The sequence below is a fragment of the Bacillus sp. AC266 genome (assembly GCF_979253805.1).
Window position 1 is genome coordinate 893698 of the sequence record NZ_CEEDEC010000001.1, and the last position, 26965, is coordinate 920662.

Sequence of the window (26965 nt, forward strand, 5' to 3'; positions counted from 1 at the left end):
GTGCAAAATTCAAATACACTAAAACACTCAAATAAATGAAATGTCCTTTTTTATTGAGCATTGAGGTATGAAAAAATAATTCTTCCTACAAAATTCAGCTGAGTAACATAAAGACATCTAAATTACTACCTTTATCGCCATCTATTGTTGACAACATATTTACCAACTATTAAAAAGAACCTATCAAGGGTTCTTTTTTATTATAATTATTCAAATTTCACTTCTATCTTGATACTTAGATTTCTACACAAATTACATCTACTTTTTTACTCTCAATTATTGAATTTATAATATAGTACTTCAATTTTAGTTATTCTTGATCTCAATCCGTTTAAATTAGTGAATAAAATTCAAACATATAAAAATAATAACTACAACTAATCGTTATATATTAAAGAGGTGTCAATTTTGTCCTTAAATGAAAAGACCCTAGAAACAAAGACAGATAAAACCATTGAAAAAATCCAAACAAGTAACTTAAAAGAACTTAAAAATACATTAGATAACATCTTTGATATTAGTGCAGATTTGATTGAACATCCTTTGCAATTAAAAACAAACACGAATATTTTACTATATTATTTTGAAGGCCTTACAGATGGTGTTGCATTAAAAGGAAATGTTGTTACACCATTATTACAAGAAGTGAATGAAGACAGTCAAATATTTAATTCTAATATTATTGCTACTCATACCAAAATAGTATATACGTGGAATGAAATTAAAGAAGGATTACTTGAGGGACAATGTGTACTGTTTATGGAAGGAGAAAAGAGGTCCCTTCTAATAAATACAAAAGGCTGGGCAGAAAGAGCGATTCAAGAACCCATTTCAGAAGTTACTATTAAAGGCTCACATGATGGGTTTATTGAGAATGCCACAAAAAACATAGGCTTAATTCGTCGATATATTCCTTCTACTGAATTGAAAATTAAAAAAATGACAATTGGAGAACGCGCCACTTCTTTAGTCTATTTAATTTACTTAGGGGATGTAGCAAACGAAGATGTGGTCCAAGAAATAGAAACTAGAATCTGTAAAATTAAAACGGATGCGGTATTGAGCATTGGAGAATTATCTAATTTTACAAAGGATCAAAATTGGACTCCTTTTCCACAGGCTTATTTAAGTGAACGCCCAGATGCCATTTCTAATCATATACTTGATGGAAAAGTAGCAGTGTTAATTGATAGATCTCCTGGTGCGATGATTGTCCCAATGAATTTAATTGGATTTTTTCAGACTCCAGATGATTATAATATACATTGGCTCATTGCATCATTTTTTCGCTTATTACGATTTGCAGGATTTATTATAGCTATTTTTTTACCCGCAATTTATATTGCTATAGTCTCTTTTCACTTTGAAATCATTCCTTTAGATCTATACACTTCTATTGCAACGTCAAGAGTTAAAGTCCCTTTCTCTCCTTTATTGGAAGCTTTTATAATGGAAATCACACTAGAAATGCTACGTGAAGCTGGTATTCGCTTACCACAACCAATTGGACAAACAATTGGAATTGTTGGAGGGATTGTAATTGGGCAGGCGGCTGTTCAAGCTGGTCTTGTGAGTAACGTTATGGTTATTATCGTATCTATTACCGCCATTGCATCATTTATTGTTTCTAATTATGATTTATCAAGTTGTATTCGGCTTATTCGTTTTCCAATGATGTTATTAGCCTATTTTTATGGGATTGTAGGTATTGTTAGTGGATTAATGCTCTTATTTGCTCATTTTGTTTCATTAACTTCCTATGGTTCACCATATGGATTGCCAATTGCACCATTTCGTCTCCAAGAGTTAAAAGATTCTTTTGTAAGATTTCCTATTTCCATGATCACCACCCGCTCGAGTACAGGACAGCCGGAACAAAAAAAGAAAAAAGAAGGTGGTTCGCATGGGGAATCTTAAATTTCAAAACATAACTTTATTTGAATTTATTGTTTTCATCCATTCACTGCAACTTGCATCGGGTATGTTAATTATGCCAAGCCCACTTGCTACTACCGCTGGCACAGATGGCTGGATTTCTATCATTCTGGGATGGATGGTTACTTCTATAATTGGCGTATTTATTGTATTAATGTTACAAAAAAGTCCTAGCAAAAATTTCTCACAGATTTTAAAAACATACTTTGGTAAATGGCTAGGAACAATTTTTCTTCTTTTATATGCCTTTTATCTATTTTTTGCTGGTTTTAATACTTTATTAAAGGCAACTGACATTATAAAAGTGTGGATATTCCCTTCCACTCCTGCTTATCAAATCGCCATATTATTACTATTGCCTTTTATTATTTTATCATTGAGTGGGATAAGGGCTCTTACTAGTTATTCTATGCTTGTTTTCTTCTTCACTGCTTGGATGCCACTATTTCTTCTGTTTTCATTAAAGAGTAACTACAATCCTTTACACCTACTACCTATTTTTAAAGATGGCATATCCCCTATTGTAAAGGCAACAAAAGAAACAATTACCCCTTATGCTGGCTTAGAAATTGCATATTTTATTTATCCGTTCTTACAAAAAAAACAAAAAGCCATAAAAGGAATACTAATAGCGAATACTGGAACCATGTTTTTCTATCTATATGTGACTATTCTTTCTTATATATACTTTAGTCCGGAGGGGATAAAAGACGTAATTTGGCCAGTATTTCATTTGTTAAAAGGGGTTCGTTTTTCATTCATAGAACGATTAGAAATTATATATATCGCTTACTATTTGATTGTATTTTCTACTACAATATATCCGTATTTATTTTTCAGTTTTGAATCTGTGACCATTTTACTTCAAAAAAATGCTCGCAATTGGGTGCTCGTTAGTTTTATGTTTTTAATAGTCGGCTTATTTATTTTTCTAAATCCCGACGTGGATCAATATTTGTTTATATATTCTCTTATGGATATCTTAAATATCATTTTTTTTATTCTATTACCAATCTTTTTTTTCGCATACAGCATTCTTTTCACTTGGTTAACTAGGAGGAAACAACTTTGATTCGAAAATGGATATGGATTGTAACTTGTTGTGTATGTTTAATCGGTTGTAGTCAAAGAATCCCTCTTGAACAGGTTTCATTAATCCTGTTAATCGCCTTAGATAGAACTTCTAATGGAGACATAAAAGTGGGCACAAGCATACCACTCTTTCATCATAAACAGCAAAGAAGTACTATAGAGCAATGGACGCGGGCATCCACTGTATATAATGGATTCAGTAAAATAGATACGAAGTTAACGGGCTATATGACAGCCTCAAAAGCTGAAATCATTTTAATTGGGAAAAAATTGGCCCAAGAAGCAAATTGGATGCAGGAGCTTGATTCTTCTTACCGTGATCCTTACGCTACCATTAATGCTAAAGTAGTACTTGTTGATGGACCTGTAGAAGAAATTTTCACAATTAATAAGCCCGATAAACCATCACTACCATCTTACATAAGTAGTGTAATCGAATCCTCCATTCAAAATAATCAATCCGTTTCTTCCACGATTCAACAATTAATGAGAGAAAAAAATGAAGAAGGAATGACACAAGCTGTTCCAGTTATAAAAAAAACAAAGAATGAAATCGACACGGTAGGAATTGCACTTTTAGATCGACAAGGTAAATATTTAAGCCGTATCCCTAAAAAAAATGTTAAGTTCTTCAATCTTTTAAATAAGCCCAAAAATAAAGGCCGGATGATACTACACCTTGTGCTTCCACCTAAAAAATCCAGCCAAAAACCAAACACTTCTATATTAATACAGAATGCGACTAGGAAAATAGATGTTAATTTTCAAAAAGGAAAGTTTGTATTTAATTTCGATATAAACGCTAATGTAGCTGTAATAGAAAAAACTAACGCACATTTAATTAAGGAGCATTATGATAATAAAAAAAACATACATAATTTAGAAAATGAGGTTCAAAAAGAAATTAATAAGAAATTACAAAATATGTTGTATGAATTACAAAAGAATAAAATTGATCCTATCGGATTATCGTTATATGCTAGAGCTTTTCAATATAACGAGTGGAAAAAAGTAAAAGGAAATTGGTTGCAAGCGTTAGCAGAGGCTAAAATAACTGTAAAAACACACGTCAAAATAAAAGATACTGGGACCATTAGAAATTAGATTAGCCTATTCTTTTATTTGACAGCATTTCTCAGTCGAATTTCCCTTCCTCAATAATTATGATATAAAAGACGCTAATTCAAAGAAAAATCTTTCGGTTAAATGCTAACCAATAGATTTTTCTTTTTTCTCTAACCAGTTCTTTTAAAAGGGCAACAATTTAACTACGGTAATCAAGTACAAGTTTCTAATTTAAGGAATTTAAGAACTTATAACTCTATTGCAGTAAACATGCCAGATCCCATTATCAAAGCCGAAATTCCTAAGTTAAGGGGTTTCGGCTTTTTGAGTTCGTTCGAATATCTTAGTTTTAGTTTTATGTACTTTGATAGAATAGATACACATCAGCATATTTGTGCTTAATTTTATCGTTTAATGCGGCTTTAATAAATCATTTTTAGTTTATATATCCCATACTGATAGTAATTGAATTTTATTATTTATCCCCTTAGATTATTTCAAATGATTCTATTTTCTTCCCATTTGACTCTTTTGATATATTTCAAATTTCTTGATTACATGTTGTATAGGGGAGCCCTTCTTTTTTCCACGTAAGAAATCCTCCCTTTAAATTAACTACTTTCTTTATATCAGCTTTTTGTAAAATGCTAGCTGCTATAGCGGAACGTAACCCCGTTCGACATTGTAAAACTATTGGACAATTTTTCGGTACATCATCTAGCCGTTCAAGTAGATTACCTAAAGTGATATGTATTGCATCATGAAGATGTCCTTCATCCCACTCTTTTTTACTACGCACATCGATAACCTTTACACTTCCATCTTTTATTAACGGATATAATTCATTTGATGTTTTTTCCTTATAAATCTCTAAACTATGGAATCTTTGAATTACCTTTGAAGGTGCAAAAGCAATAATATTATCTAAGCCAATGGACTCAAAGTCTCTAATAACTTCCTCCACTTTAACATTTTCCGCATCTAAAATTATTAAAGTTTCTTTTTTATAATCTAATATCCCCCCACACCAAGTTGTGAAAGAATTGTTATAAGGTATGTTAATTGACTTCTCGATGTGGCCAGCAGCAAAACACTCTACATCCCTTATATCAACTATTTGCTGAACACCCCTCATCACTTCTTGAAGTTCTTCTATTATATAAATAGCAGTAATCTCTCTCTTCTTACGAGTTGGTGGACCATACTTATTTAAATGCTTCATTAATGGAAAATACTTTGGAGGCTCTGGCTGTCCCGTCAATAAATTCGATATAAAATTATCTTCATCATTACATTGAAACGCCCAATTAAACATCTTTTCATAACCTAATGTGGAAGTTGGAATTGCTCCTAATGCTTTTCCACATGCACTTCCTGCACCATGTGATGGCCATATTTGCAAATAATCGGGAAATATTTTTATTTTTTGTATAGAATCAAATAATTGTTTCGCTCCTATTTTTGCGGTATCTTTAATACCAACAGCAATTTCTAATAAATCGGGTCTACCTATATCTCCTACAAATATAAAATCACCTGTGAATATTCCTATCGGTTTATCATTCATATAATTATTTTGACTTGTATCCGTTACTAAAAAGGAAATACTTTCAGGCGTATGCCCTGGGGTATGAATGACATTGAATTTTATATGACCAACCTTAAACTCTGTTCCCTCTCTAACCAAATTGTATCGACCCTCGTTAAGATTTTGATATTTCCAATCACTATCTCCTTCATCTGATACATATAAATTTGCATTAAAAAGAAGGGAAAGTTCTCTAGACCCAGATAGAAAATCTGCATGAATATGAGTCTCAGCCGCAGCAATTACTTCCATTCCCTCTTTCTTAGCAAATTCTATATATTGTTCTATATAGCGGCTGGGATCAATAACAATTGCTACGCCTTCCTTCTGACAACCAACTAAATAGGAAGCATGAGCTAATTTTTCATCATAAAAATATTTTAAAAGCATAGCTATTCCCTCCAAATGCTTATTTCAAATTACTTCTCGGTTGTTACAACAACTCTCTATCTTTCCTTATAGAATCCCTTTCAACATCAAATTCCAATACATATAGGGCAACATATACCTTTTAAGTAAAAACATACTATACCGTTCTTTCGCTTGATTAAATGGAAACGTTTCTTGAGGCTCATGTTCATAGTTAAATTCAGCGAGTATAAGACTTTTATATCCTGTAACAATCGGACAGGATGTATACCCATCATAATTAGCCTGCAAGTCTCTTCCATTAAGTACGTCCAAAATATTTTGTTTTAAGACAGGTATTTGTTTTCGAATTGCCGCTCCAGTTTTAGATGTAGGTAAATTGGTACAATCTCCAAGTCCAAAAATATTCTTATATTTTACATGCTGCAAAGTATAAGGACTTATATCTACCCACCCCTGATGATCACTTATCTCACTTTCTTTAATAAAGTTAGGTGGCCCCATTGGTGGAACAACATGTATCATACTATATGGTACTGTTTCTCGTTTCAGTGTTTGCGTATCTTCAAAAATTGCTTCTCTCTTTTCAGCGATAATTTCTACTAAGTTTTTATTATAGTTCGTTATAATTTGCTTTCTTTCTAGTACTTGTTCTAATGTTTCAGCATAACGCGGTACCTGAAATATGTTAGCGTTCGCAGAATAAAACATTACTTCACTTCTGTTTTTCAAACCGCCATTACAAAAATACTCTTCTGCTAAATACATAATTTTTTGTGGGGCGCCACCACATTTAATAGGAGTATTGGGGTGGGTAAAAATCGCATTTCCTCCTTTGAATTTTTCAATTTCTCTCCAAGTAGAATCAACATATTTATAAGAATAATTGCTACAAACCCCATTGGTCCCAATAGACTCCTTTAAGCCTTTAATACCACCCCAATTTATTTGTATACCGGCTGCTACAATAAGAATCTCATATTCAAGTAGCATTCCATCATCTAAAAGTATCTTATTTTGATCTGGAAACAACTTAACAACACTTTTAGGAATCCACGTTGCTCCTTTTGGAATAAGTGATTCTTGATCACGCATCGTACATTCCTTTGAAACAATTCCTCCCCCAACTAAACTCCATAGTGGTTGGAAGTAATGTTTTTTAGATGAATCGATAATAGCTATACTTTCTTTCAATAGGGATACATTTCGTAACAAATGTGCAGTAGAAGATAGTCCTGCAGTCCCAGCGCCAATCACAATAATTTTATAATTATCTCTGGTCTTCATTATCCTCTTCCTATCTGAATTTAATTTTTAAGTTAACTAATTATTAGCCTTATTTCATCGTAGTAACAATATTATAAGATAAAAATACTATTATTTTATCTTATTAAAACGAATATTCCGTTAACTTCATCCATCGACATTACTATATGCGTAAATCCCTTATGTTACTTCTTTAATTTGTTTCAAACTCTACAAACTTTACATTTCTCAATATTAGCCTGTATCCTATCTCACTTTAATGACATTACACTTCTATAGATAATGAAATGCAAGTTTCTTTGGTATGGTTTGTCCATCCTCCTTTTTCAGGAGATAGACAAAAACAATCTTATTCCAATAGCTATATTACCTATTCTTTTTTGAATCTTTGTTATAAATATCTATACATGCATTTGAGAACGTCTTTGTTGTTTTTCCAGTCCCTCAATAATGTGAGAATTGCTATTACCATATTTCCCGTAGCCTTTGATTTATAGGGAGCTGAAAATAGTACATACCAACCCGACTGGAATATTGAACACCTCATAACAGGAGATACTTTCTACTTAACTCAACGTTTTGGTAGAGCGCATTTTGGTGCCAAAATGAAGATTTTCAAGGTTCACCCTGACGGTACTTTACAACGCTTTATTACAATTGAACCAGAATTTATTACTACGCCTAAAGGGTTAGAAATTTGGAGAACACCAATTACAAATGTATATACTAAAGGGACATATATTGCAGTAATTAAGTATAACGGAGAATTTACCTACTCAAATCATTTTCAAATTAATTAACTCTTTCCTACTCAATAGCTAGAATTGATTAATTAGGTAGCTATGAAGAATTAAGATCTTAACCAGCTTTAATTGGATTTTACCTTTTTTAATATAAACACATTTTACTTTTAATAGAAGTAAGTTAACTATTATATCCACCTACTCTTCGTATGCAATATTGCATACGAAGGGCCTTAAATATTTTGGTATACTATGCATGTGGATTTTTCATCCAAAATTCCACTCAAACGCATATTTATGTATATGCCGACCCTAATTGCTAAAAGTGAGAAGAATGTTATTCATTCTTCTCACTTTTTTTATTTAAAATGTGTGCTTGTACTTAGGTCTTTAGATATTTTACATTTTGAATCTTAATACTAATCCACGTATGTGAATTTCCTTATAAAAATAAACTCCAAAATAGAATTAATCTTCCAAATTCCACCTATGGAGTCAGTTGTTTTCTAAAAAACATTCCAGCGTTTTTATCAATTGATTTTAGAATAGTTAAATAATAATACCGTATACAAGCTCTGCATAAATTATTCATTTTCTTTTATATAATACCTACCTTTTTACTTCTAATAAATCATTAAACATTGGATTATATTTCACTTTTATATAAATAAAAGCCAAATAGCCGTTCATAATGAACGACTATTTAGCATCTTACTAATAATTTGAATGTTCTTCATGTTAATCTATTTTGTTTAATCCCGTAGAAGTAACTTGATAGGTTCTTTTTTTACCTATATATTCTTGTTTATTATTCTCAAGGTTAATAAGTGTAGCCCGTGTCTTTTCCTTTACTGCTTCCCCTTCTATATGGGTAAACTCGATATAATCTCCCACTTTGACTGGCACAGTTTGTCTTTCAGCAGTTTGCTGTCTATTTCCCACTATTTCCTTATTGTACACAACACTACCGGATGAATTCTGTACTTTGATACTTGCATACGTATTATTAAAATAAGAATGTGGTACGCCTGCTTCTAAATTCACCTGCATTTTCTCTGTTACCCTATTATAATCTACTTTTGCGATTTCTCTATCACTATATCCCTTTAAAGACCAACCAAATTGATTTCCGTCTAAAACCGTTGCTTCTGGCATCTTTTCTACTTTCTTCAGACCTTCTTTTGTAACTTCGTACATTGCTTTTTTTCCAAAGCTCTCTTGTTTACTGTTGTCTACATTTGTGAAAGTAGCTCTATGCACACCTTCTAAATGTGTTAACTCAATATAATCGCCTACTTTAACTGGAACTTTTTGCAATTCAGCATTTTGTTGTTTGTTTCCATAAATGTCTTTCTTGTATACTACTTTCCCTGATGCATTTTGTACTTTAATACTCGCATATGTTTCATTAAAATAATGATGTGGTACGCCTGTTTTTAAGTCAACTTGCATTTCTTCTGTCGACTTATTGAAATTGATTTTAGCAAACTCGAAATCACTAATTCCTTTTAGTGACCATGCAAATTGATTTCCATCTAAAATTGTTGCTTCTGGCATTTTTTCTACTTTCTTCAAGCCTTCTTTTGTGACTTCATACATTGCTTTTTTTCCAAAGATTTCTTGTTTACTGTTGTCTACATTTGTGAAAGTAGCTCTATGCACACCTTCTAAATGTGTTAACTCAATATAATCGCCTACTTTAACTGGAACTTTTTGCGATTCAGCATTTTGTTGCTTGTTTCCATAAATGTCTTTCTTGTATACTACTTTTCCTGATGCATTTTGCACTTTAATACTCGCATATGTTTCATTAAAATAATGATGCGGTACGCCTGCTTTTAAGTCAATTTGCATTTCTTCTGTCGACTTATTGAAATTGATTTTAGCAAATTCGAAATCACTAATCCCTTTTAGTGACCATGCAAATTGGCTTCCTTCTAAAATATTTTTTTCATTAGGCACATCTGGTTTAATTGGATTAGAATCCGTACCCTTCCAAATCTCTGCTGTTAAAATCGGATATCCTAATGCAGCCATTTTTTGAATGGTATCGTTATTTGGACGCAATCCCCACTTCTCAAAGAAAGGTATCAAATTTTGTTTGACTACTTTTGATGCCGAAATCATAAATAATTGTTTTTTATTTTCATCAGTTTGTGGAAGTTCACTTGAAGACATGTCTCTATACAATTGATGCAATTTAGGATAGAAGTCCTCTCCATATGCTAACTGTAGTTGCCAAAGCATAACAAGCTTAACAAAAACATCACTAACTTCGTCATAATTTTTATTAGGTTGTTCTAAGTATTGAAATGCCTTAGTATAAGCGCCCTCCTGTTGCAATCTAAAAGATTGATTAGATGTAAATGCTTTTTCTACAGAAAGGCTGTAAATATTATTTTGTACTTCTGTCATATTATAAAACTTCCAAGGTGATTGCTGTCTCAAATGCCCTGCCTCATGCCAAGGACCCCAGCCATCTTTTATAAATTTATTAATATCTAGCACGTATTGGATTGCATCTCCTACATATGCGGTTCGATAAGAAGTTGCATACATATAATAATCGGGAGAATGATTTTCTTCTACGTAATGAATATAATGTTTATCTACTTGTTCCCCGGATAAACCAGCTACTTTGTCTTGAATTCGAGTAGCTTCATCCATCTTTTTTAAAAGTTGTACAGGATCTGTATTAGAACCTAACAAATATTTCTTAACACGTGCAGGGCTGGCCGTAATTAATACACGTTCTCCTTTTAACTCCACTGCATGTGCATTGGGATATTGGTCCAGCATGTTTATTAAATCTTGTTTCGTATGCTTTCCTAGTTCAAAAAAAGGAGTAGTCGTTCCACCTGTTGTGACTGTTGTTCGAATGGTACCACCTTGTTGTTTATTATAAAAATAAATCATCCCCCCATTTGGAGATTGGATTGTGTTTATACCAGGTTTTAATGTAAATGATTTTATTTTAGAGTCTTCTCTCCAAGAAGCATCATACGAATACGTTCCAATGTATGCTTGAATATTTTGATTTCCTTCTACATTAATCGTTATTTGTTCATTTGGCTTTGCATATAAACCAGTGGGTTCATATGGACTAAATGCCATACTTTTTCTTTCCTGTTGTTTCAGTACCTCAACATCCCCTTTTCCTGGGACTGTATATATTCTGTTTTCTGATTTAACTGACTTTTCCTCTTGCAGTGATGTCGATATTTTTTTTTGCTGCTTTGTTTCCTCTGCAAAGACATCTGATGAAGAAACCATTCCAGTCGTAAGCATAGTTACTGTAGCGGTAGCTGCAAGTATTTTTCTAGTTTTATATTTTGAGTTATTCCCCATATTATCTCCCTCATTTTCCCTTAGTACATTTAAGGATTATTATTTTATTTATTACGTTTTTACACCAAAAATTTTTTACGCTATTTATGTTGTATCTAATACTCTATTTTTTCTCATAATAGTCTCCTTTTCTTTATTTCTAATTGTTTATAAATGTTATTTGATGACACATAAAATAACAACTTTACGATAAACTCATCAATAACAACCTATTATGTTTTGATTTAGTATTCTTAACTTCCATCTAATTGTATAAAAGTATTCAATTAGGAAAATAAGAATATAAAGCTCACTAATCATAGATTAGGTTTTATGGAAAAATTCATAAAAATCATTCACCTTAAAAATTCAAACTTGTATAACTACTTTCTACATATAGGATGGAATTATAAAAATATTTCAATAAAATAAAAGACAGAGGCCTGATGATACCTCCGTCTTTTCAATTTATAAAGAACAAAAAATCATTTTATAACTGTATAAATGCCCTTGCAACAAATACTGTATTCCGCTATTTTTTTGAAGAAACAGGATCCATTTTTAATGTTTTTATCCCTTCTTTTAATGTAAACGCATCCGCTCTCAATGTTTTCCAACTATCTTTCGCTGCATTCAAATTAGGTTTTAGGAATTTGAATTTATTTTGATCCGCTTTTTGGGATGCTTTATCAATATGACTAAGCACTCCCGAATATTGAGAATCTAAATCATGCCATTGTGCAGACATATAGGTAAGTGCATTAATAGCCGATCCAATCGCATTGTGCATTTCATTAATATTATTATACGCAACACCAACTACACGATTTAATGTTACTTTATAATCTATAGTCTGACGTAATTGTGCTAACAACGGCTCTAACGTACCTAAATTATTTCTTGCTACCCCTATCATTACACCACCAGCAATCCACGTAGGAATTGAGGGAATTGATACAGTTATTATTCCATCTGATTCTACTTGTTTAAAATGTCTTACTTGCTCTAAAACTTCATTTAGGCGCTTTTCATCTTCATCAATTCCAGATGCTTGGTTTTTCAGAATCGAATGCAAAATATCTTTATGACCTGCAAATGCTCGGACATCTTCTCCAATACTATCTCTTAACTTAGCCAGTTCTTGTATTAAATTCTGTGTATATGCTTGATTTTGTTTAATCTCACCTTGTAAATCTGTCATGCCTTCTTTTAATGTGTCTGCATCCCCTTCATTAATCGCTTCTACTAATGTGTCATAATAATTGTCGAATTTAGTATCATACTCTACAATCCCCGTCAGTGTATCTAAAAGTTGTTTTTTTATGTGTGAATCCCATTTCGTAGCATGCTCTCTTGCATTCTTTTGATCTTGTAGAATTTGACTAGGTAGATTTGTATATCCTTTAATGTCAATGCCTTCAAAGTTAACATCTGGGTTTTTAATTAACAAATAAGAGTAATCATTCATGGATTTTGCAAATACCCCAGCATCTTGCAAAGCTTTTTTCATCTTTTCGCTGTTTACAGAAAGAGATATATCTTCGGTACTAGTTTGTTCCATTTTACTTTCACTTGCGAAGGCTGCCACTGGAGAAACTACAGTAGTTGTTGTCAGAGTTAAAAACGTCGATACAGCAAGTAGTTTATAAGGAAAGTTTTTATTCATTTTAATTCCTCCTATACATATATATTGATTTTTAATTTGTTTTTTCTTGTTTAAAAGCAATGTCTTTTGAAATGAATTCTGCATCCTTATGAATATCATTCCAACTTTGTTTTGCAGCCTTTAAATCATCAGGTATTAAAGAAAGTTTATGTTCTTGCATTTGGTCGATATTATCATATAGATCTTTATAATTCGCTCCCATCGTATTCCATTGTTGCTGAATACTTGTTAGAGACATAATTGCTTGATCAACTGTTTGATACAAATATGTTAAAGTGTCTTTTGTATTAGTAAGTGAAATAACTGCTTGGTTAGCTAAATCAGCTTTCATACTTAATTCTCCAATTTTATTCGAAATTTCATTATAGGAGTTCATATGATTAGATGCCTCAACACCAGCTGCTGTTCCTAAACCGATACCAGCTGCCCCTAGAGCTGTTAGACCACCAACAACAGCTGGTGTCGCTGTGCCACCGGTCACAACAATTACTACCGCTCCTGCAATCGTTCCAATAACTAAAATAGCTGCTCCTAATCCACCACCAATTGACCAGGCTAATACATTATCAAAATGTGCTTTCTGCGTAGAACGTAAATTCTCAATTTCGGCCTGAAGTTGTGGGAATAGTGCTTGTTTTCCCGCTAATATAGCCGTTAATCCCCCTTGTCCATCTGGACCTCCAACATTATTTTTAAAATCTACAGTATTTGTATACAACTTTGTTTTGAAAGCTTCTAACATCTTAATAACTTCCGTAACTTCATTTGAATTTGTATGAATTGTACCGATTAAATCCCCTATTCCTTCTTTGAGGCCCACCTTATCTTTCTTTTTTACAGTATCTACTAGTGTGTCGTAATAATTTTGAAATTGTTCATCATAATTTACAATATTACGTGCTGTCTTTTGAATGTTTGGCTTCGCTGTATCTAGCCAGTAATTTGCATTGATTCGTGACAGTTCCTGATTCAGGTGAATGTTTTTGATTAATTCTCCCCCTCCTGAACCTAAATCAATGTTGGATAAATTTACATTCGGTTGCTTAATCATTGTTTTTGCGTACAAATCCATTACAAGAATATGAGAGCCTGTTTCAGCCAACACTTTCTTTAACCCTTCAGGTCCTAACGCATAATTTTCTATTTTCTGTTCTTGTGCTGTCTGTTCTTGTGCAAGTGCGTGAATAGTACTACCATTCGTAGCAGTTATAACTGTTGCTAAAGTGGCCAAAGTTATGACCTTAAATGGAAATTTCATTATTTGATTCTCCTCCTTATTTTCAATTGAGTTATTATCTTTTTATTAAACCTAAATTCTTAATATTAAAATTTATAAACTTGTTCTTCGAGTTGATTTGTTACATTTTTTAGTCGTCTTAATGTATCTTTTTGAGACTGAGTGTTACTAGTATCAACTTCAGTCACTAATTTTGTAATACTATTATTTATTAGATTCAAATCCTCTTTATAACGTTTCATTAGCTCAATTTCTCCATCTACTTGATTAGCAAATGTATGCAAATCATTTTGCATGAAAAGAATCATTGATTTTTGTAAATCTGCTACTGTTAATTTAGTTGTTAAGTCATATAATTTCTGATTTTGTTTCTCTAAATCATTTAAATATACTCTTTGCTCTGCTGTTAGTTTATTAATTTCGGCAAAGGTACTATATGTTTTTTTAATTTTTTCAGGATCAATCACTTTCATAAGATCATACTCTTTCGTTTTTGTAACTGCAGCTGCAGCAATTTCACCTTTTTTACTTTTCTCTATCGCTTCACGTGCTTCTTTTTTGGCAGCTTCAATTTCTATAGCTGATTTTCCCTTTTCTGTTGCTTCCTGCTCTGCTTTCTTCTCTGCTTCTACAATAGTATTATTTATTTCTTTTCCTTTGTTATACGCTACTACCGCTGTTTGAGCAGCCGGTTCAATGATATCTTTTGATAGGCTATAAATCTCTTGGAATACCTTTAGCCCTTGTTCATTTAAAGCTCCTGGTAATAATGCTATTTGCTCTAAATCATTTTGAATTGATTTTTTTGTATTTAGCATTTCATTTTTTAACTTGTCTATTTTTCCTGTTCCCTCTGAACTAAGTACACTCTGTGCTTTTACCACATCTGTATCAAGATTTTTCAGTTTCTTATCTACCTGTAGTTTAAGATCTGTTAACTCATTAATCTGACGTTGCACGTTTTCTTTGTTTGTTATAGTCATATCTTGAAGAACTTCCAGTCTATCTATAAACCCTTCTTTATCTTCCTTATTATCTACAAATCCTTTTAATGTTGGATAATAGCTATTAAATTTGGCTGCAAATCCTTTACTTTTTGAATTTAGTAGAATTAATTTTGGATATAGTTCTGATGACCACTCTTTCATATCTTGTTTAATTAGAAATTGAGTTGTATTTAAAGATGGAACTTCTTCAAGTTGTACATTCGGACTCGCTAAGGCTCCATCTATAAAGGTTTGTGTTAATTTGGAGTGTGCACCTATTTTTCGTAATGCTGAGGAAATATCTATATTATCTTGTTTCGTTTCTGCCTGAACGATTGGCATTGCGAGAGTATTGATAGGAATAGTCGCCCCAGTAACGATTGATGTTATTAAAAATCCTGTCATAATTTTATTCTTCATTCCGTACACCTCTTCACTATTGTTTTTTACAGTTTTAATCGTAAATTTTGTACAACCTAACGTTAGGATTTCATCACACACACTTGAGGATAGAAATTTTTTCGATAGAGTAATCGTATCTCGTTTTTTATTTATTTTTGATATAATATAAGGACCTTACTTCCCCCTCATTTTAAACACTATGTTTTTCATAAGTAAACCTGAAAATCACATTGATTAAATTTAATTTTTCAGATATTTATTATTCGAATTTAAAAATATTATATTTAAAAAAGTTAAATACAAATTTCATTTCATAAAGTGAAATAATTATACTATGATAATTAAACATAAAAATTCTTTGATTCCCTTAAATCTATATGAATCCCTTACTTAAAAATGATTTCAATATAATTTAATAGTGATTAACACATATGTGTCTTTTATATGGATATGTAAAATTACATATCCATATAGGAGTATCTAGCTTAACTACTCCAAAATATTATTATCGTATACATAACAATCATATTGCTACGAACACCACAGGAGAAAATTTCCCTCATGCACTTTAGGGGATAAATTGTCCATGAAATAATAATTTTCGCTTATATACTTACTACTCATTATAGGAATACAAAAAAGCGATTCTTTTCACAGTAAAAAGAATCGCTTTCTAGGTTACTATTTTCAATTACATTACATAAAGGATTGAGAAATTATCATTTAAGAGCCTTAACTATAACTTCAGCTGCATCTGCAATTAATTTATTATCATAGGTAGCTTCTTTCTCATCTTTACTAGATAAGATCGCAATGATAATAGGTGCCCTGTTCGGTGGCCAAACGATAGCAATATCATTTCGTGTCCCATAACTTCCAGCTCCTGATTTATCTCCAACTACCCAATCAGTTGGTACGCCTGCACGAATAAGTTTGTCTCCTGTAGCATTTCCTTTCATCCACTCTGTAAGAATTTTACGTTTATCAGCTGGAAGTGCATTTCCGACCGTAAAAGCCTTAAGATTGGTAGCAATGGCTTTCGCTGTACTAGTGTCACGAATGTCTCCTGGAGTAGCTTCGTTTAACTCTGGCTCAAAGCGATCAGCCATAGTAACCCGATCACCCATCTGTCTAAGTGCTTTTTCATATCCTTTAGGTCCGCCTATTTTATTAAATAAAATGTTCCCGGCGGTATTATCACTGGAACGAACAGCCGCCTCTGCAATTTCCCCAAGTTTCATGCCTGTATCTACATGTTTCTCTGTAATGGGTGAATATTCCACCAAGTCGTCTTTCGTATAAGTGATAACTTCATTTAATTTCTCAGTTGAGTTTTGCTGTAGCAATACTCCTGCCGCTAATGCCTTGTAGGTTGATGCAAAGGCAAATCTTTCGTTAGGTCGATAAGCAATTGTTCGATTTGTACCAGTATCAATAGCATACACACCTAATCGAGCATCAAATTTTTTCTCAAGTTGAGAGAATTCTTTATACGTCGCATGATTTTTATGTTTAACTGGTCCGGTCTTTTCTTTCGCTTCAACTTGCAATGCCCCTCCTGTAAAAACTTCTAGGCTTGTAAGACTTAAACCTAATATACCAACACATAAACCTATTTTTAACATCCTCTTGTTTTTCAAAATCATCATTCCTTTCAAATTTTCAATACTGAAAACAAGTAGTAAATTCAATACACTGTATCCTATTTGAAAACCTGTTTTTATACGTACACATAATAGACCATCTAAGAAACAAGTTTGTTCCATAAATTTAAAACCTTTTTAACTAGTAGCCAAGATATTAACAAAAGTAAGAGATAGCAACTATGATAGCCGCTATCTCTTATTTCAAATCTTCCTTTTTCTTTAACTTATAAAGGCTTTTATATAAACAGGGTCTCTTCCCCTGAGAAAAGTGCACAAATTTTACTAATTTTGATTCGAACTATCTATACTAGCAGCTTCACCATGTATACGTTGCTTTTTTAAATCAAAGTATACATCTAAAATTTCCTTTCCAATTATAGAATTAATTCCATTTTTATCATCATGAAGCCATGGGACTACTACAGAAAATGCTACTTCTGGATTATCATATGGAGCATATCCAACTAATGTTAAGTTATAACATTCCATACGTTCTCCTTTTGCATTTCTACCAATTGGATCATCTCCACCATATACAGTTTGAGCTGTCCCTGTCTTTCCTGCTGGTTTATATGGCGCATTTTTGAAATACTTCACGCCAGTTCCATCACCTTCTTGGAATACCCATCTAAAGCCTTCTTTTATCCGATCAATATGTTCTTTCTTCATATCAACTCGATTTAATACGACAGGCTCTATAGAGCGTATAACTTTACCGACCTCTTCTTCTTTTATTGATTGCTCTCGTATTTCTTGTACAATTTGGGGTTGCATTCTATATCCACCATTTGCAATAGTTGAAATATATTGTGCCAATTGCAATGGCGTATACGTATCATACTGACCGATAGAAAAATCTAGTAAAAACCCAGGTTGACTATCTACTTTTCTCGTTTGCCCAATTATTTCATTCGGTAAATCAATACCTGTTGGGACACCTAGACCAAATTGTTTAAAATAATAACGCATTTTATCAAATGCTTCTTGTTTAATATCCAATGAACCATTTGGTACGTAATTAACTCCCGCAATTTTTAAAGCTGTCTGGAACATGTATACATTCGAAGATACTTGTAAAGCTCGTAAATCATTAATATTACCAAATCCGGATACATTCCATGATTTCTTGGCTTGTGTACCTTTAAATTTCATCGGTGCATCATAAAATTGATCTCCTGGCTGTATTGCCCCTGTCTCATATCCAGTTAATAACGTTGCGCCTTTTACAGCTGATCCTAGCTCATACGAAGTTGTCATGTTACCTAATGCCAAATCCTCAATCTCTATTTTCCCTTCTTTTTCTACAATCTTTTTGCCTGCCATAGATAAAATCTGTCCGTTATTTGGATTTGTCATGACGACAAACGCTCGGTCCAACAATGGCTCTGAACTCTTAAAAGCTCTCAAATTTTTCTCTATACTTTCTTCCACTTTCTTTTGTAATTCCATATCAATCGTTAATGTTAAACTATTACCACTTTTTCCTTTAGAGATTATTTCTGTGTTTATAATGTTTCCTGATTTATCAGTAATGTTTTTCACTTCTTCTTTTGTGCCGTGTAATACATCTTCATATCGTTGTTCAATATAACTTTTTCCTACACGATCATTACGGTTATATCCACGTACCAAATAAGAATCTAAGTTTTCTTTCGGTAATCCTTCTTCACTACTTGTAATATTACCTAACACGGAACGAAATAAATTACCATTTACATAATTACGTTCCCAATCAACTGTTGTATCTACTCCTGGAAACTCCGCAAGTTTTTCACTTATCCGCGCATATTCTTGATCTGTCACATCTTTTTTTATAATTTGTGGTGTCAGTTGATAACCTGAACTCATTTTACTTTTAATAGCTAACACCTTTAAATCTTGTGCTGTTAATTCTGCCAATTCTACTTCTGTAACGCGACTTCGTCTTAAGTCTTGAATTTTTTTGTCTAGTTCTTTTCCCTCTATTCCCTTTTCTTTAAACTTTCCTATGTCGTTTTTAGTAATCTTTGATTCCGCACGTTTCGTATTCAATTGCATCCAGAAATCTTTTTTATCGATATCGGTTAATTTATTTATATCTTGCTCAGGCATTTCAAGTACCTTCGCCAAGTCTTTTGCTGTTTTTAAAATATCTTCACTCGTAATCCCCTTCACCCTTGTATACGTAATTGTGCGAAGAGATTTATTATTAACGACCGTTTTCCCTTCTCGATCTAGAATCTGTCCACGTGGAACTGGTATACTAGTTGTTTCATTTTGACTGTTTTCCACTTGGTTCTTATAAGCCTCTCCCTCAACGATTTGTACTTTTCCTAGCTGCATAATAATAGCTGAGAATAGTACAAATATGCAAAGGAACATTATATTCAATCGAATAGATATATATGTCTTCTGTTTCTTTACTTTTTGTTCTTTCATAAATCCTCCATATACTTCTTCAGGAAATCCTCACTAATACTTAGTAAATAAATATACTAAAAGCGTTCCCTATATATTAGAAACCACTATTCAGTTATAATAGTTTCTTATCTTTTTTGTTAAATCCTTGTAAGCATCCATTCCTTTTGGTTTAGCCGTGTAATTGATAAATCTCCCTTCCTGTTTTTTCTCTATTTTTTTGTCGCCTGCATTAGAAATGCTAAACTGTATAATGACTCATATTAAACTTACACATAGACTTACTATTAACATGTACTTTTTTTCATACTGATTGTTCCTTTCTTCATGCTGTAATACTTAATAGACAACCTAAGTAATAAAGTTGTTCCACATTTACAAAAAAAATAATTAACTATAAGATGGAATAGGCTACATAAGGGAGGGTTATATGTTACATACGAAAAGATGGAGATTTTTTGCGGTTCTTTCTATTGTAAGTGTGATTTTACTAATTTTATTAAAAATCAACTTCATTTCAATTACTATCGCAACTTCTTCAGCTGAAAGAGGAAAAATTCTGGATCAAAATGGTGTAATACTAGCTACAAATAAGAAAGTTAAGTCTCTATATTGCACTTCTAATGATGAAAAACTATCGAATAAAGATACATCAAACACATTAGCTTTTTTCAATCAATTTTCAAACGAGTTTCAACATGACATTTCTACAGAGGACATAAAATCTCAATTACAACAATCCTGTAATAAGCAGACTATGAATGAAATATCCTTATACTCTGATATAAATGAAAATGAAATTTCATTCATAAACAAGAATAAACCTAAAAATGTAGTGATCGAAGACGAATTCATTCGATATTATCCAAAGAACGAAATTGCTTCACAAGTAATTGGGTATGTAGAAAATGACCTTAATTCTAAAAATGTACCTGTTGGTAAAAGTGGGATTGAGTTTCAATATGAAAATGATTTAAAAGGAAAACCCGGAAAAACTCTGATTTTTAAAATGAATAATAAAAAGTTCTTATGGAACATTCAAAAAGTACAAAAAGGAAAAGATGTCCGGCTAGCTTTAGATTCTAAATTGCAGCAAAAAACAGAGGAAGCACTAAGATCTCAAATTAAGAAAGTACCTGATGCTAATGCTGGTTATGCAGTAGTAACCGATGTAAAAACTGGCGCAATATTAACTATGGCCAATTCGGCAGTTTTTGATCCAAATATATTAAATACACATGTATCATCTAAAAAAGAAAACATTAAATCCCTTTCGCAAAATAAAGCAATTCAAAAATTAAAGTATGGTGAATCTTATGTAAATATGGCCTCTACTATAAAGCCACTTACTATTTTAATCGGATTAAACGAAAAGCTTTTTCAACCTGAGGATACATATTTGGATAATGGTAGTTTTCAGTATGATAATCAAAATAACATCACCAATGCTCCTGGAACACCAACAGGTGAAATTACACCGAGTCAAGCTATCATTAATTCATCAAATACATTTATGACAGCAAAAGTAGCTCTCCCCTTATTCAACCAAAATAATGGGAATATAGAAAAAGTAGCAAATATATGGACAGATTATTTAAAGCAATTTGGCCTGCGCTCTAAAACTGGTATTGATTTACCCTTTGAAGAAGACGGAGAATATGAATTTCATCCATCTAATAAGTTTGAAAATGGAATCTCTGCTTTATTAAATGCATCTTGGGGAGGAAATGAAGTGCATACCCCTCTTCAACTTGCTCAATATGCAGCAACTTTGGCAAGTAAAGGTGATAAATATAAACCTCAAATCGTAAGTGCTATTATTGGTCAAGACGATAAGGAAACAAAAAAGTTTAAACCACTCTTAGAAAGTTCAAATCGTTATCCTATGAAATTTTGGAGTGTCGTGCAAGGTGGGATGAGTCAAAATATAGAGGAGATTAAAAACTTGCCCTTTCATGTCGCGGGTAAAACAGGGATAACTGGCTCTCCGAACGAGCAAGAAAGAATGATAAATCATTCTCTTTTCATTGCATATGCTCCTACCGAAGATCCAAAAATTGCTATTTCTGTCGTTATTCCTGGTAGTAATTCAGAAAAAAATATTGCTGCTCTCGTTACATCAGAAATTTTAGAATGCTGGAATTCACTTCAAAAAGAGGATAAAGATAAAGAGGAAGGTTCATTAAAGTGAACCTTCCTCTTTTACCAAATAGAATCTATATTCGTTATTTCCCATATACCTTCATCATTCTTTTCAAATATGAAAGAATATTTACTATCAGTTAAAACATACTCTTTTTGTACATATCCAGTATAACCGTTAATTGTCGATATTTTTATATATCCATCATTCTGCGCTTTTTCTGGAATCAAAGCTTTTACCATTTCATTAGATACTTCATATAAAACTTGTGATTCTCGTTTTGGTTCAGCTAAAATTTTCGTTTTATTTCCAGTAACAGTTGCATATATAAAATGCGATTGCTTTGGTTGGTTACTTTCTGTCAATCCACTTGGTACTTTGTATACTTTCTTTGTATCATTTGCAAATTCTCCCCCCATTGTAAGAGCGACTTGCAACTCATGAAAAATATCCTCATCAAACTTCAATTCATCCTTCTGATAAATTTTCCCTTTAAATAGAACTTCATCATTTAACGCTCTATACAGGTCATTTTCATTTTTTGAATTTGTACTTCGATATAACTCATTCATAAATTGTTTTAATGATGGATCTTGAGCAGACTCATCTTTTGTTTTAGGCTTAATTTGAGTACTACTTTGTACCGGTGATTTATTATCATCAAGCCAAGGTTGTTGAACAATAAAAAATAACATTGTACAAACCAAAACAACTACAATAGGCAATGCTTTTTTACGAAATGGTCTCTTGTATGGTACAGAGTCTACTTCACTATTTTGGTATATCGATTGCTTTATTTTATAAATAAATGCTTCTTCATCTTTACGACGCTCCATTGGTCCATTTTTTAATTTGCTATACCAGTCAGGATTTTTTTTACTGTTCATCACTTCTACCCTCCCCTATTAATTTTGAAACTTTACTTCTTGCTCTGCTTAACCTAGATTTGACTGTTCCAATGGATACACCTAATGTTTCAGCCATTTCTTCATAAGATAATTCATATTTCGCGTCCAATATTAGTATTTCGCGGTGTTTTTTAGGTAGTTTTAATACAACATCCCACACATCATTCATTTCCTCTTGATTAAAAAATTCTTGTTCTGCCGATGGAGATTGCTTATCGTCACTAAAAAATCCCACTAAAGATATCCTTTTAAAATAAGAGGATTTCAAATAGTTTATTGCCGTATTTCTTGTAATTTTTAATATCCACGTTTTAATAGATGACTCCTTTCGAAACGAATTCCAATGTTTAAAAACCTTAATAAATACATCTTGTGTGATGTCATCTGATAAGTGTGGATCTTTCGTAATAATAAATGAATAATTCCATACATCTTGCCAATAGTCTTTTATAACATAGTCAAGCTCATCATGATTACATTTTTCAATAAACTTCTGTTCCATTTCCACACCTCAAACTTATTTGAATAAACATAAAGCTGCCCTCACTTTTAATATGGTTTCAATATATAGACATGATACAAGTTTCATTTGTTCCATTGTTTATCTTTTTTTTCGACAGATGATATTTCTAAAAAAAATGTAATAAAAAAGACCAGGATAAATTCTTAAAATCATCCTGGTTTTTCTGTATTAAATATATTTTCATTATTTTTTTATAATAGAAACCGCATCTAATACATCCACTTGACTCCCCATAGTTTTAGTGAGTTTTTTCCATTCAGTTTCTGCTTGTACAGCCGTAACATCATCTGTGTTATATGGTCTATCTTCACCATACGATTTATTGAAATGAAGGATTTCCATTGATGTTTCATTTACAGGGATTTGATTGAAAGTTGCATTATCAACAATTACAATCAATTCCTCGTAATTTGGATTACGATAGTGACCAAACCAAGTATCACTAGCATACTGGACATCTATTTTCTTTTCATTAATTGTTAATTCCTTGATTTTTTTATTTTTCTTACTAGCTAGTAAGACAGCTTTACCTTTTGGAACTGAAGGTACTGACTTAATTGGGTCTGAACTCCATACTTCATCATCATTATCTGACTCTCTTAATACACCTAACCCAACCATTTTTTTCGCTGTTTTTTGATCCATCATTAATACTTGTTTACCATCAATTTCTGCTTGCTTCACTTTATACAAATTGTTGGTCTTAATTTCACTTTTATGTTGATTTACTATTCCTTTTAATGATTGTTCTCCTCCAATTAATAAAGCGGCATTCCTTGGTTCTTCTTTCTTCCCAAAAGAACAAGCTCCTAACATAGAAATAGATACAATCCCTGCCACGCACACTTTCATTACTTTTTTCATTGCTTTTTCTCCTCTTTGCTTGTTTTATCAATACGCTACATAATTTTTTTATATAACCGTTGTAAATAACGCCAACGGACAGTGAAAAAGTACACACTTTGAATGGATATAAAGGCTAGTATAATTAAAATCGAAATCTTTAAAACTGAGTAGTCAATTAGCTGTTGCAAGGCTATAAAAGCGACCCCGCTATGAATAATCGCTATAATGATAGGCAAGAAGAACATTAGTATAAGCTGTCGTGTTACGATTTTCTTTAGTTCTTTTCTACTTAGACCGACCTTCGCAATCATTTCGTATTGTTGTTGTTCTCTTTCTAAATCTGCATATAGCCTGAAATATAATAGGCTGGCTGCAAACGTAAAGAATACGATCCCTACTAATACACTGACAATAAGTAAAATACCGTTCTCTTGTTTCGAAGAAATCCATTCAGAATACAACGCTTTAAAATAATGATGTGCTTGCCCCGAATTATGATTACCCATTGTTTCTTCTAATTTTTTTGTAACCACTCTTGATTTCTCCCAATTTTCCACGACAAAACCATATTGACTTTTCATTACGTAAGAATCATCTTCCGTCTTTCTGTTAGGGATTTTATCGTACAGAGAATCCGAAACAACAATAATGGCTCCAATTGAATTTGGGAGAACTATATGTGGGACCGCCTTCTTGACCCGGAGGGACATTTCTAAGTTTTCCTGTACTACATCTATTTTCTCGGGTATATCTTTTCCTCTTGCATACTTTTCTTTTTGCGAAATGATTGAGGGTACTATAATCGCTTCTTGATCATTATCTATCTTTTCCATTTCATACCCGAAGATTTTTGCAAACTTGTTATACTCTGATACTTTGATTAGCACTAAATTATTTTCCGTGAATTTAGGATTCGTAACCGCTACCTGATAAGAGAAATTTGAGCGAGTAAGTTGTTTTTTTATTTCTGTAATGTCCTCTTCTTCTTGTGCATTTTCTCCTAATGAAGTATATGTAAATGCAAATGGGTTGGTCATTTCGGTTAATCCCTTATTTCCCATTGCTAGGCATGTACCAATCCCTGTGAAGGCCACAGCGGAAACAATCGCTAGCATAAAGAACATAGTTGCATTATCCTTCATACGATAGGCCAATTCAGATATAGTAAGAAGGTTTGTTTTATTAAAAAACAAAGTGTCTTTTTTCTTTAAGACACGTATTACATACACGCTCAACTGTGAAAATAGAAAATATGTCCCTATCACTACAAAGACTACCCCTCCAAGTAAGTAAGGCATAATGAAGTTTCTTTCTAGTACGAAATAGAACACACATCCATACCCTAACCCAATTAATAATACGGAAAGGAATGCTAATGCTTTTGATGCCTTTGGCTCTGGTTTTGGCTTTTCCTCTGATTTCATCAAATCAATTAACTTGTTTGCTTTTACCATTTTAGAAGTAAACAACGAAATGACTAGAAACAGAATCAAAAATGCGCCAGTTGTCGTAAAGACAGCTTTTATAGGAACGTAAAAAGGAAGACCCTTATCAATCGCTAATATATTTTCACTTGCCAATAAATTGAGCTTTGAAAATATCAAACCAATTAAGATACCAAATGTAATTGAAGCGACTCCAATTAACATATTTTCTAAAAAAATTAATTTATTTAACTGCGCCGGTGTCATACCATGCATGATTAAAATTCCAAATTCTTTTTTTCTTGTTTTTAAAAAAGAACTCACCGAATATAAAAGAAAGAAGAATGAAAATACAAAAATGAGATATTGAGAGATTTGCATCCCCATTGTTCCTAAAAGGCTCATTGTTTTACTTGTGGAGGCTAGTTCTCCTTGTAAATCAGGATGAAAAAGTAAGAGTGAATATGTGAAAAAAACCATAACTGAAAATGAGCTACTTAGAAAGTGTGCAGCATAAGTCCGCTTACTTCGAATGATATTATTAAAAGCGAATCTTTGAAAAGTCATGCTTACGACCTCCTAGTAATGCAAGTACATCTATAATTTTTTGATAAAACATTTGTTGGTTTTCTCCGTTATAAATTTCGTTATATAATTTTCCATCTTTAATAAATACAACGCGATCACAAAAACTTGCAGCCACTGGATCGTGCGTAACAAGCATCATTGTTGCATCTTGTTCTTTATTTAATCGTTTTAATAACTCCATTACATCATTAGCCGCTTTTGAATCTAAGTTTCCTGTCGGCTCATCTGCAAGTAATAATTTAGGTTTATGAATTAGAGCACGTGCAATTGCTGTTCTTTGTGCTTGTCCGCCCGATATTTCATATGTTCGTTTATTTAATATATCTTGAATGCCTAATTTTTCTGCAATACCTTCTACACGCTGATTCATATCCTCAACTTTAGTACCATCTAACGTCAGAGGAAGAACAATATTTTCTTTTACAGTTAATGTTGTAAGAAGATTGAATGCTTGAAACACAAAACCTAATTCACGTCTTCGAAATAATGCCAGTTCATTTTGAGATAATTGATATGGATTTTCTCCATTAATCAATATTTCTCCTGATGTGGGAGAATCAATAGTAGAAACCATGTTCAACAAAGTAGTTTTTCCACTTCCTGATGGTCCCATTATTCCTACAAACTCCCCTTTTTTCACACTCAAATTAATGTCGGCGAGCGCTTCATAAGATACCTTTCCTGTATAGATTTTACTCAGTTCACAGACCTTTAATATTTCCATATCGTTTTGCTCCTTTTTATCTTTTAATAACCTAAGTTTATCTAAGCGTCCCTTCTTCTCATATCGATTAACCTTTCATATATCTAACAG

The 26965-nt window shown here is 32.4% G+C and carries 18 protein-coding genes and 1 pseudogene; 6 read left to right on the top strand and 13 right to left on the bottom strand.

Annotated features, from left to right (window positions below; genetic code table 11):
- The first annotated feature begins 408 nt into the window (after nucleotides 1-408).
- From AC0IXC_RS04615 to AC0IXC_RS04625, 3 genes are read left to right on the top strand one after another with little or no spacing between them, the layout of a single operon-like run.
- Nucleotides 409-1917 carry a spore germination protein gene (locus tag AC0IXC_RS04615; RefSeq protein WP_002085466.1) on the top strand — a complete coding sequence of 503 codons (1509 nt, stop codon included), beginning with the start codon at nucleotides 409-411 and terminating at the stop codon, nucleotides 1915-1917.
- Entirely contained in the window at nucleotides 1904-3007 is a 1104-nt protein-coding gene (locus AC0IXC_RS04620; RefSeq protein ID WP_002127474.1) for a GerAB/ArcD/ProY family transporter, read from the top strand. Before AC0IXC_RS04615 ends, AC0IXC_RS04620 begins: the two co-directional genes overlap by 14 nt.
- Entirely contained in the window at nucleotides 3004-4131 is a 1128-nt protein-coding gene (locus tag AC0IXC_RS04625) for a Ger(x)C family spore germination protein (RefSeq protein WP_471652648.1), read from the top strand. Before AC0IXC_RS04620 ends, AC0IXC_RS04625 begins: the two co-directional genes overlap by 4 nt.
- Nucleotides 4132-4633: 502 nt before the next feature.
- Here AC0IXC_RS04625 and AC0IXC_RS04630 read toward each other — a convergent pair.
- Together AC0IXC_RS04630 and AC0IXC_RS04635 are read right to left on the bottom strand one after the other, a co-directional pair.
- Nucleotides 4634-6070, bottom strand: coding sequence for an MBL fold metallo-hydrolase (locus tag AC0IXC_RS04630; protein ID WP_002141829.1), 1437 nt, complete (start codon nucleotides 6068-6070; stop codon nucleotides 4634-4636).
- 66 nt (nucleotides 6071-6136) lie between these two features.
- Nucleotides 6137-7336, bottom strand: coding sequence for an NAD(P)/FAD-dependent oxidoreductase (locus AC0IXC_RS04635; RefSeq protein WP_016120229.1), 1200 nt, complete (start codon nucleotides 7334-7336; stop codon nucleotides 6137-6139).
- 524 nt (nucleotides 7337-7860) lie between these two features.
- Here AC0IXC_RS04635 and AC0IXC_RS04640 point away from each other — a divergent pair.
- Entirely contained in the window at nucleotides 7861-8115 is a 255-nt protein-coding gene (locus AC0IXC_RS04640) for a DUF5065 family protein (protein ID WP_078177185.1), read from the top strand.
- Between the two features lie 681 nt (nucleotides 8116-8796).
- Here AC0IXC_RS04640 and AC0IXC_RS04645 read toward each other — a convergent pair.
- The 4 genes from AC0IXC_RS04645 to hblC form a co-directional block, all read right to left on the bottom strand.
- Complete coding sequence (locus AC0IXC_RS04645) at nucleotides 8797-11406, bottom strand: putative mucin/carbohydrate-binding domain-containing protein (RefSeq protein ID WP_471652649.1); 2610 nt, start codon at nucleotides 11404-11406, stop codon at nucleotides 8797-8799.
- 511 nt (nucleotides 11407-11917) lie between these two features.
- A complete protein-coding gene (hblA, locus tag AC0IXC_RS04650) occupies nucleotides 11918-13051 on the bottom strand; it encodes a hemolysin BL binding component B (protein WP_002016983.1) in 1134 nt (377 codons plus the stop codon).
- A 31-nt stretch (nucleotides 13052-13082) separates the two neighbouring features.
- Nucleotides 13083-14312 (bottom strand): hemolysin BL lytic component L1, encoded by a 1230-nt coding sequence (gene hblD, locus AC0IXC_RS04655; RefSeq protein WP_471652773.1) that lies wholly within the window; start codon nucleotides 14310-14312, stop codon nucleotides 13083-13085.
- A 62-nt stretch (nucleotides 14313-14374) separates the two neighbouring features.
- A complete protein-coding gene (gene hblC, locus AC0IXC_RS04660) occupies nucleotides 14375-15694 on the bottom strand; it encodes a hemolysin BL lytic component L2 (RefSeq protein ID WP_341085856.1) in 1320 nt (439 codons plus the stop codon).
- A gap of 607 nt (nucleotides 15695-16301) precedes the next feature.
- Between hblC and AC0IXC_RS04665 the strand changes: the two are divergent.
- Nucleotides 16302-16388 (top strand): annotated as a pseudogene (locus AC0IXC_RS04665) (undecaprenyl-diphosphatase); the annotation flags it as partial.
- 7 nt (nucleotides 16389-16395) lie between these two features.
- Here AC0IXC_RS04665 and bla read toward each other — a convergent pair.
- Both bla and AC0IXC_RS04675 read right to left on the bottom strand, forming a co-directional pair.
- The gene (gene bla / locus AC0IXC_RS04670; protein WP_431179596.1) at nucleotides 16396-17322 is read right to left on the bottom strand and encodes a class A beta-lactamase Bla1; all 927 of its coding nucleotides are present in this window, start codon (nucleotides 17320-17322) and stop codon (nucleotides 16396-16398) included.
- Nucleotides 17323-17604: 282 nt separating this feature from the next.
- Nucleotides 17605-19740 (bottom strand): peptidoglycan D,D-transpeptidase FtsI family protein, encoded by a 2136-nt coding sequence (locus tag AC0IXC_RS04675; RefSeq protein WP_060751857.1) that lies wholly within the window; start codon nucleotides 19738-19740, stop codon nucleotides 17605-17607.
- 409 nt (nucleotides 19741-20149) lie between these two features.
- Here AC0IXC_RS04675 and AC0IXC_RS04680 point away from each other — a divergent pair, with 409 nt between their 5' ends.
- Nucleotides 20150-21910, top strand: a complete 1761-nt coding sequence (locus tag AC0IXC_RS04680; RefSeq protein WP_471652650.1) for a peptidoglycan D,D-transpeptidase FtsI family protein — start codon at nucleotides 20150-20152, stop codon at nucleotides 21908-21910.
- 11 nt (nucleotides 21911-21921) lie between these two features.
- Here the strand turns inward: AC0IXC_RS04680 and AC0IXC_RS04685 are convergent, their stop codons facing one another.
- The 5 genes from AC0IXC_RS04685 to AC0IXC_RS04705 form a co-directional block, all read right to left on the bottom strand.
- Nucleotides 21922-22749 (bottom strand): SH3 domain-containing protein, encoded by an 828-nt coding sequence (locus AC0IXC_RS04685; RefSeq protein ID WP_341085858.1) that lies wholly within the window; start codon nucleotides 22747-22749, stop codon nucleotides 21922-21924.
- Nucleotides 22739-23272 (bottom strand): RNA polymerase sigma factor, encoded by a 534-nt coding sequence (locus AC0IXC_RS04690; RefSeq protein WP_002127457.1) that lies wholly within the window; start codon nucleotides 23270-23272, stop codon nucleotides 22739-22741. Before AC0IXC_RS04690 ends, AC0IXC_RS04685 begins: the two co-directional genes overlap by 11 nt.
- A gap of 204 nt (nucleotides 23273-23476) precedes the next feature.
- On the bottom strand, nucleotides 23477-24157 hold the full coding sequence (locus AC0IXC_RS04695; protein WP_471652651.1) for a lipoprotein BA_5634 family protein: 681 nt from the start codon (nucleotides 24155-24157) through the stop codon (nucleotides 23477-23479).
- Between the two features lie 35 nt (nucleotides 24158-24192).
- Nucleotides 24193-26130, bottom strand: coding sequence for an ABC transporter permease (locus AC0IXC_RS04700; RefSeq protein ID WP_341085859.1), 1938 nt, complete (start codon nucleotides 26128-26130; stop codon nucleotides 24193-24195).
- Nucleotides 26105-26875: an ABC transporter ATP-binding protein gene (locus tag AC0IXC_RS04705; protein ID WP_002017024.1), complete on the bottom strand. Its 771-nt coding sequence runs from the start codon at nucleotides 26873-26875 to the stop codon at nucleotides 26105-26107. The genes AC0IXC_RS04700 and AC0IXC_RS04705 overlap by 26 nt, the downstream gene beginning before the upstream one ends.
- Nucleotides 26876-26965: the final 90 nt, after the last annotated feature.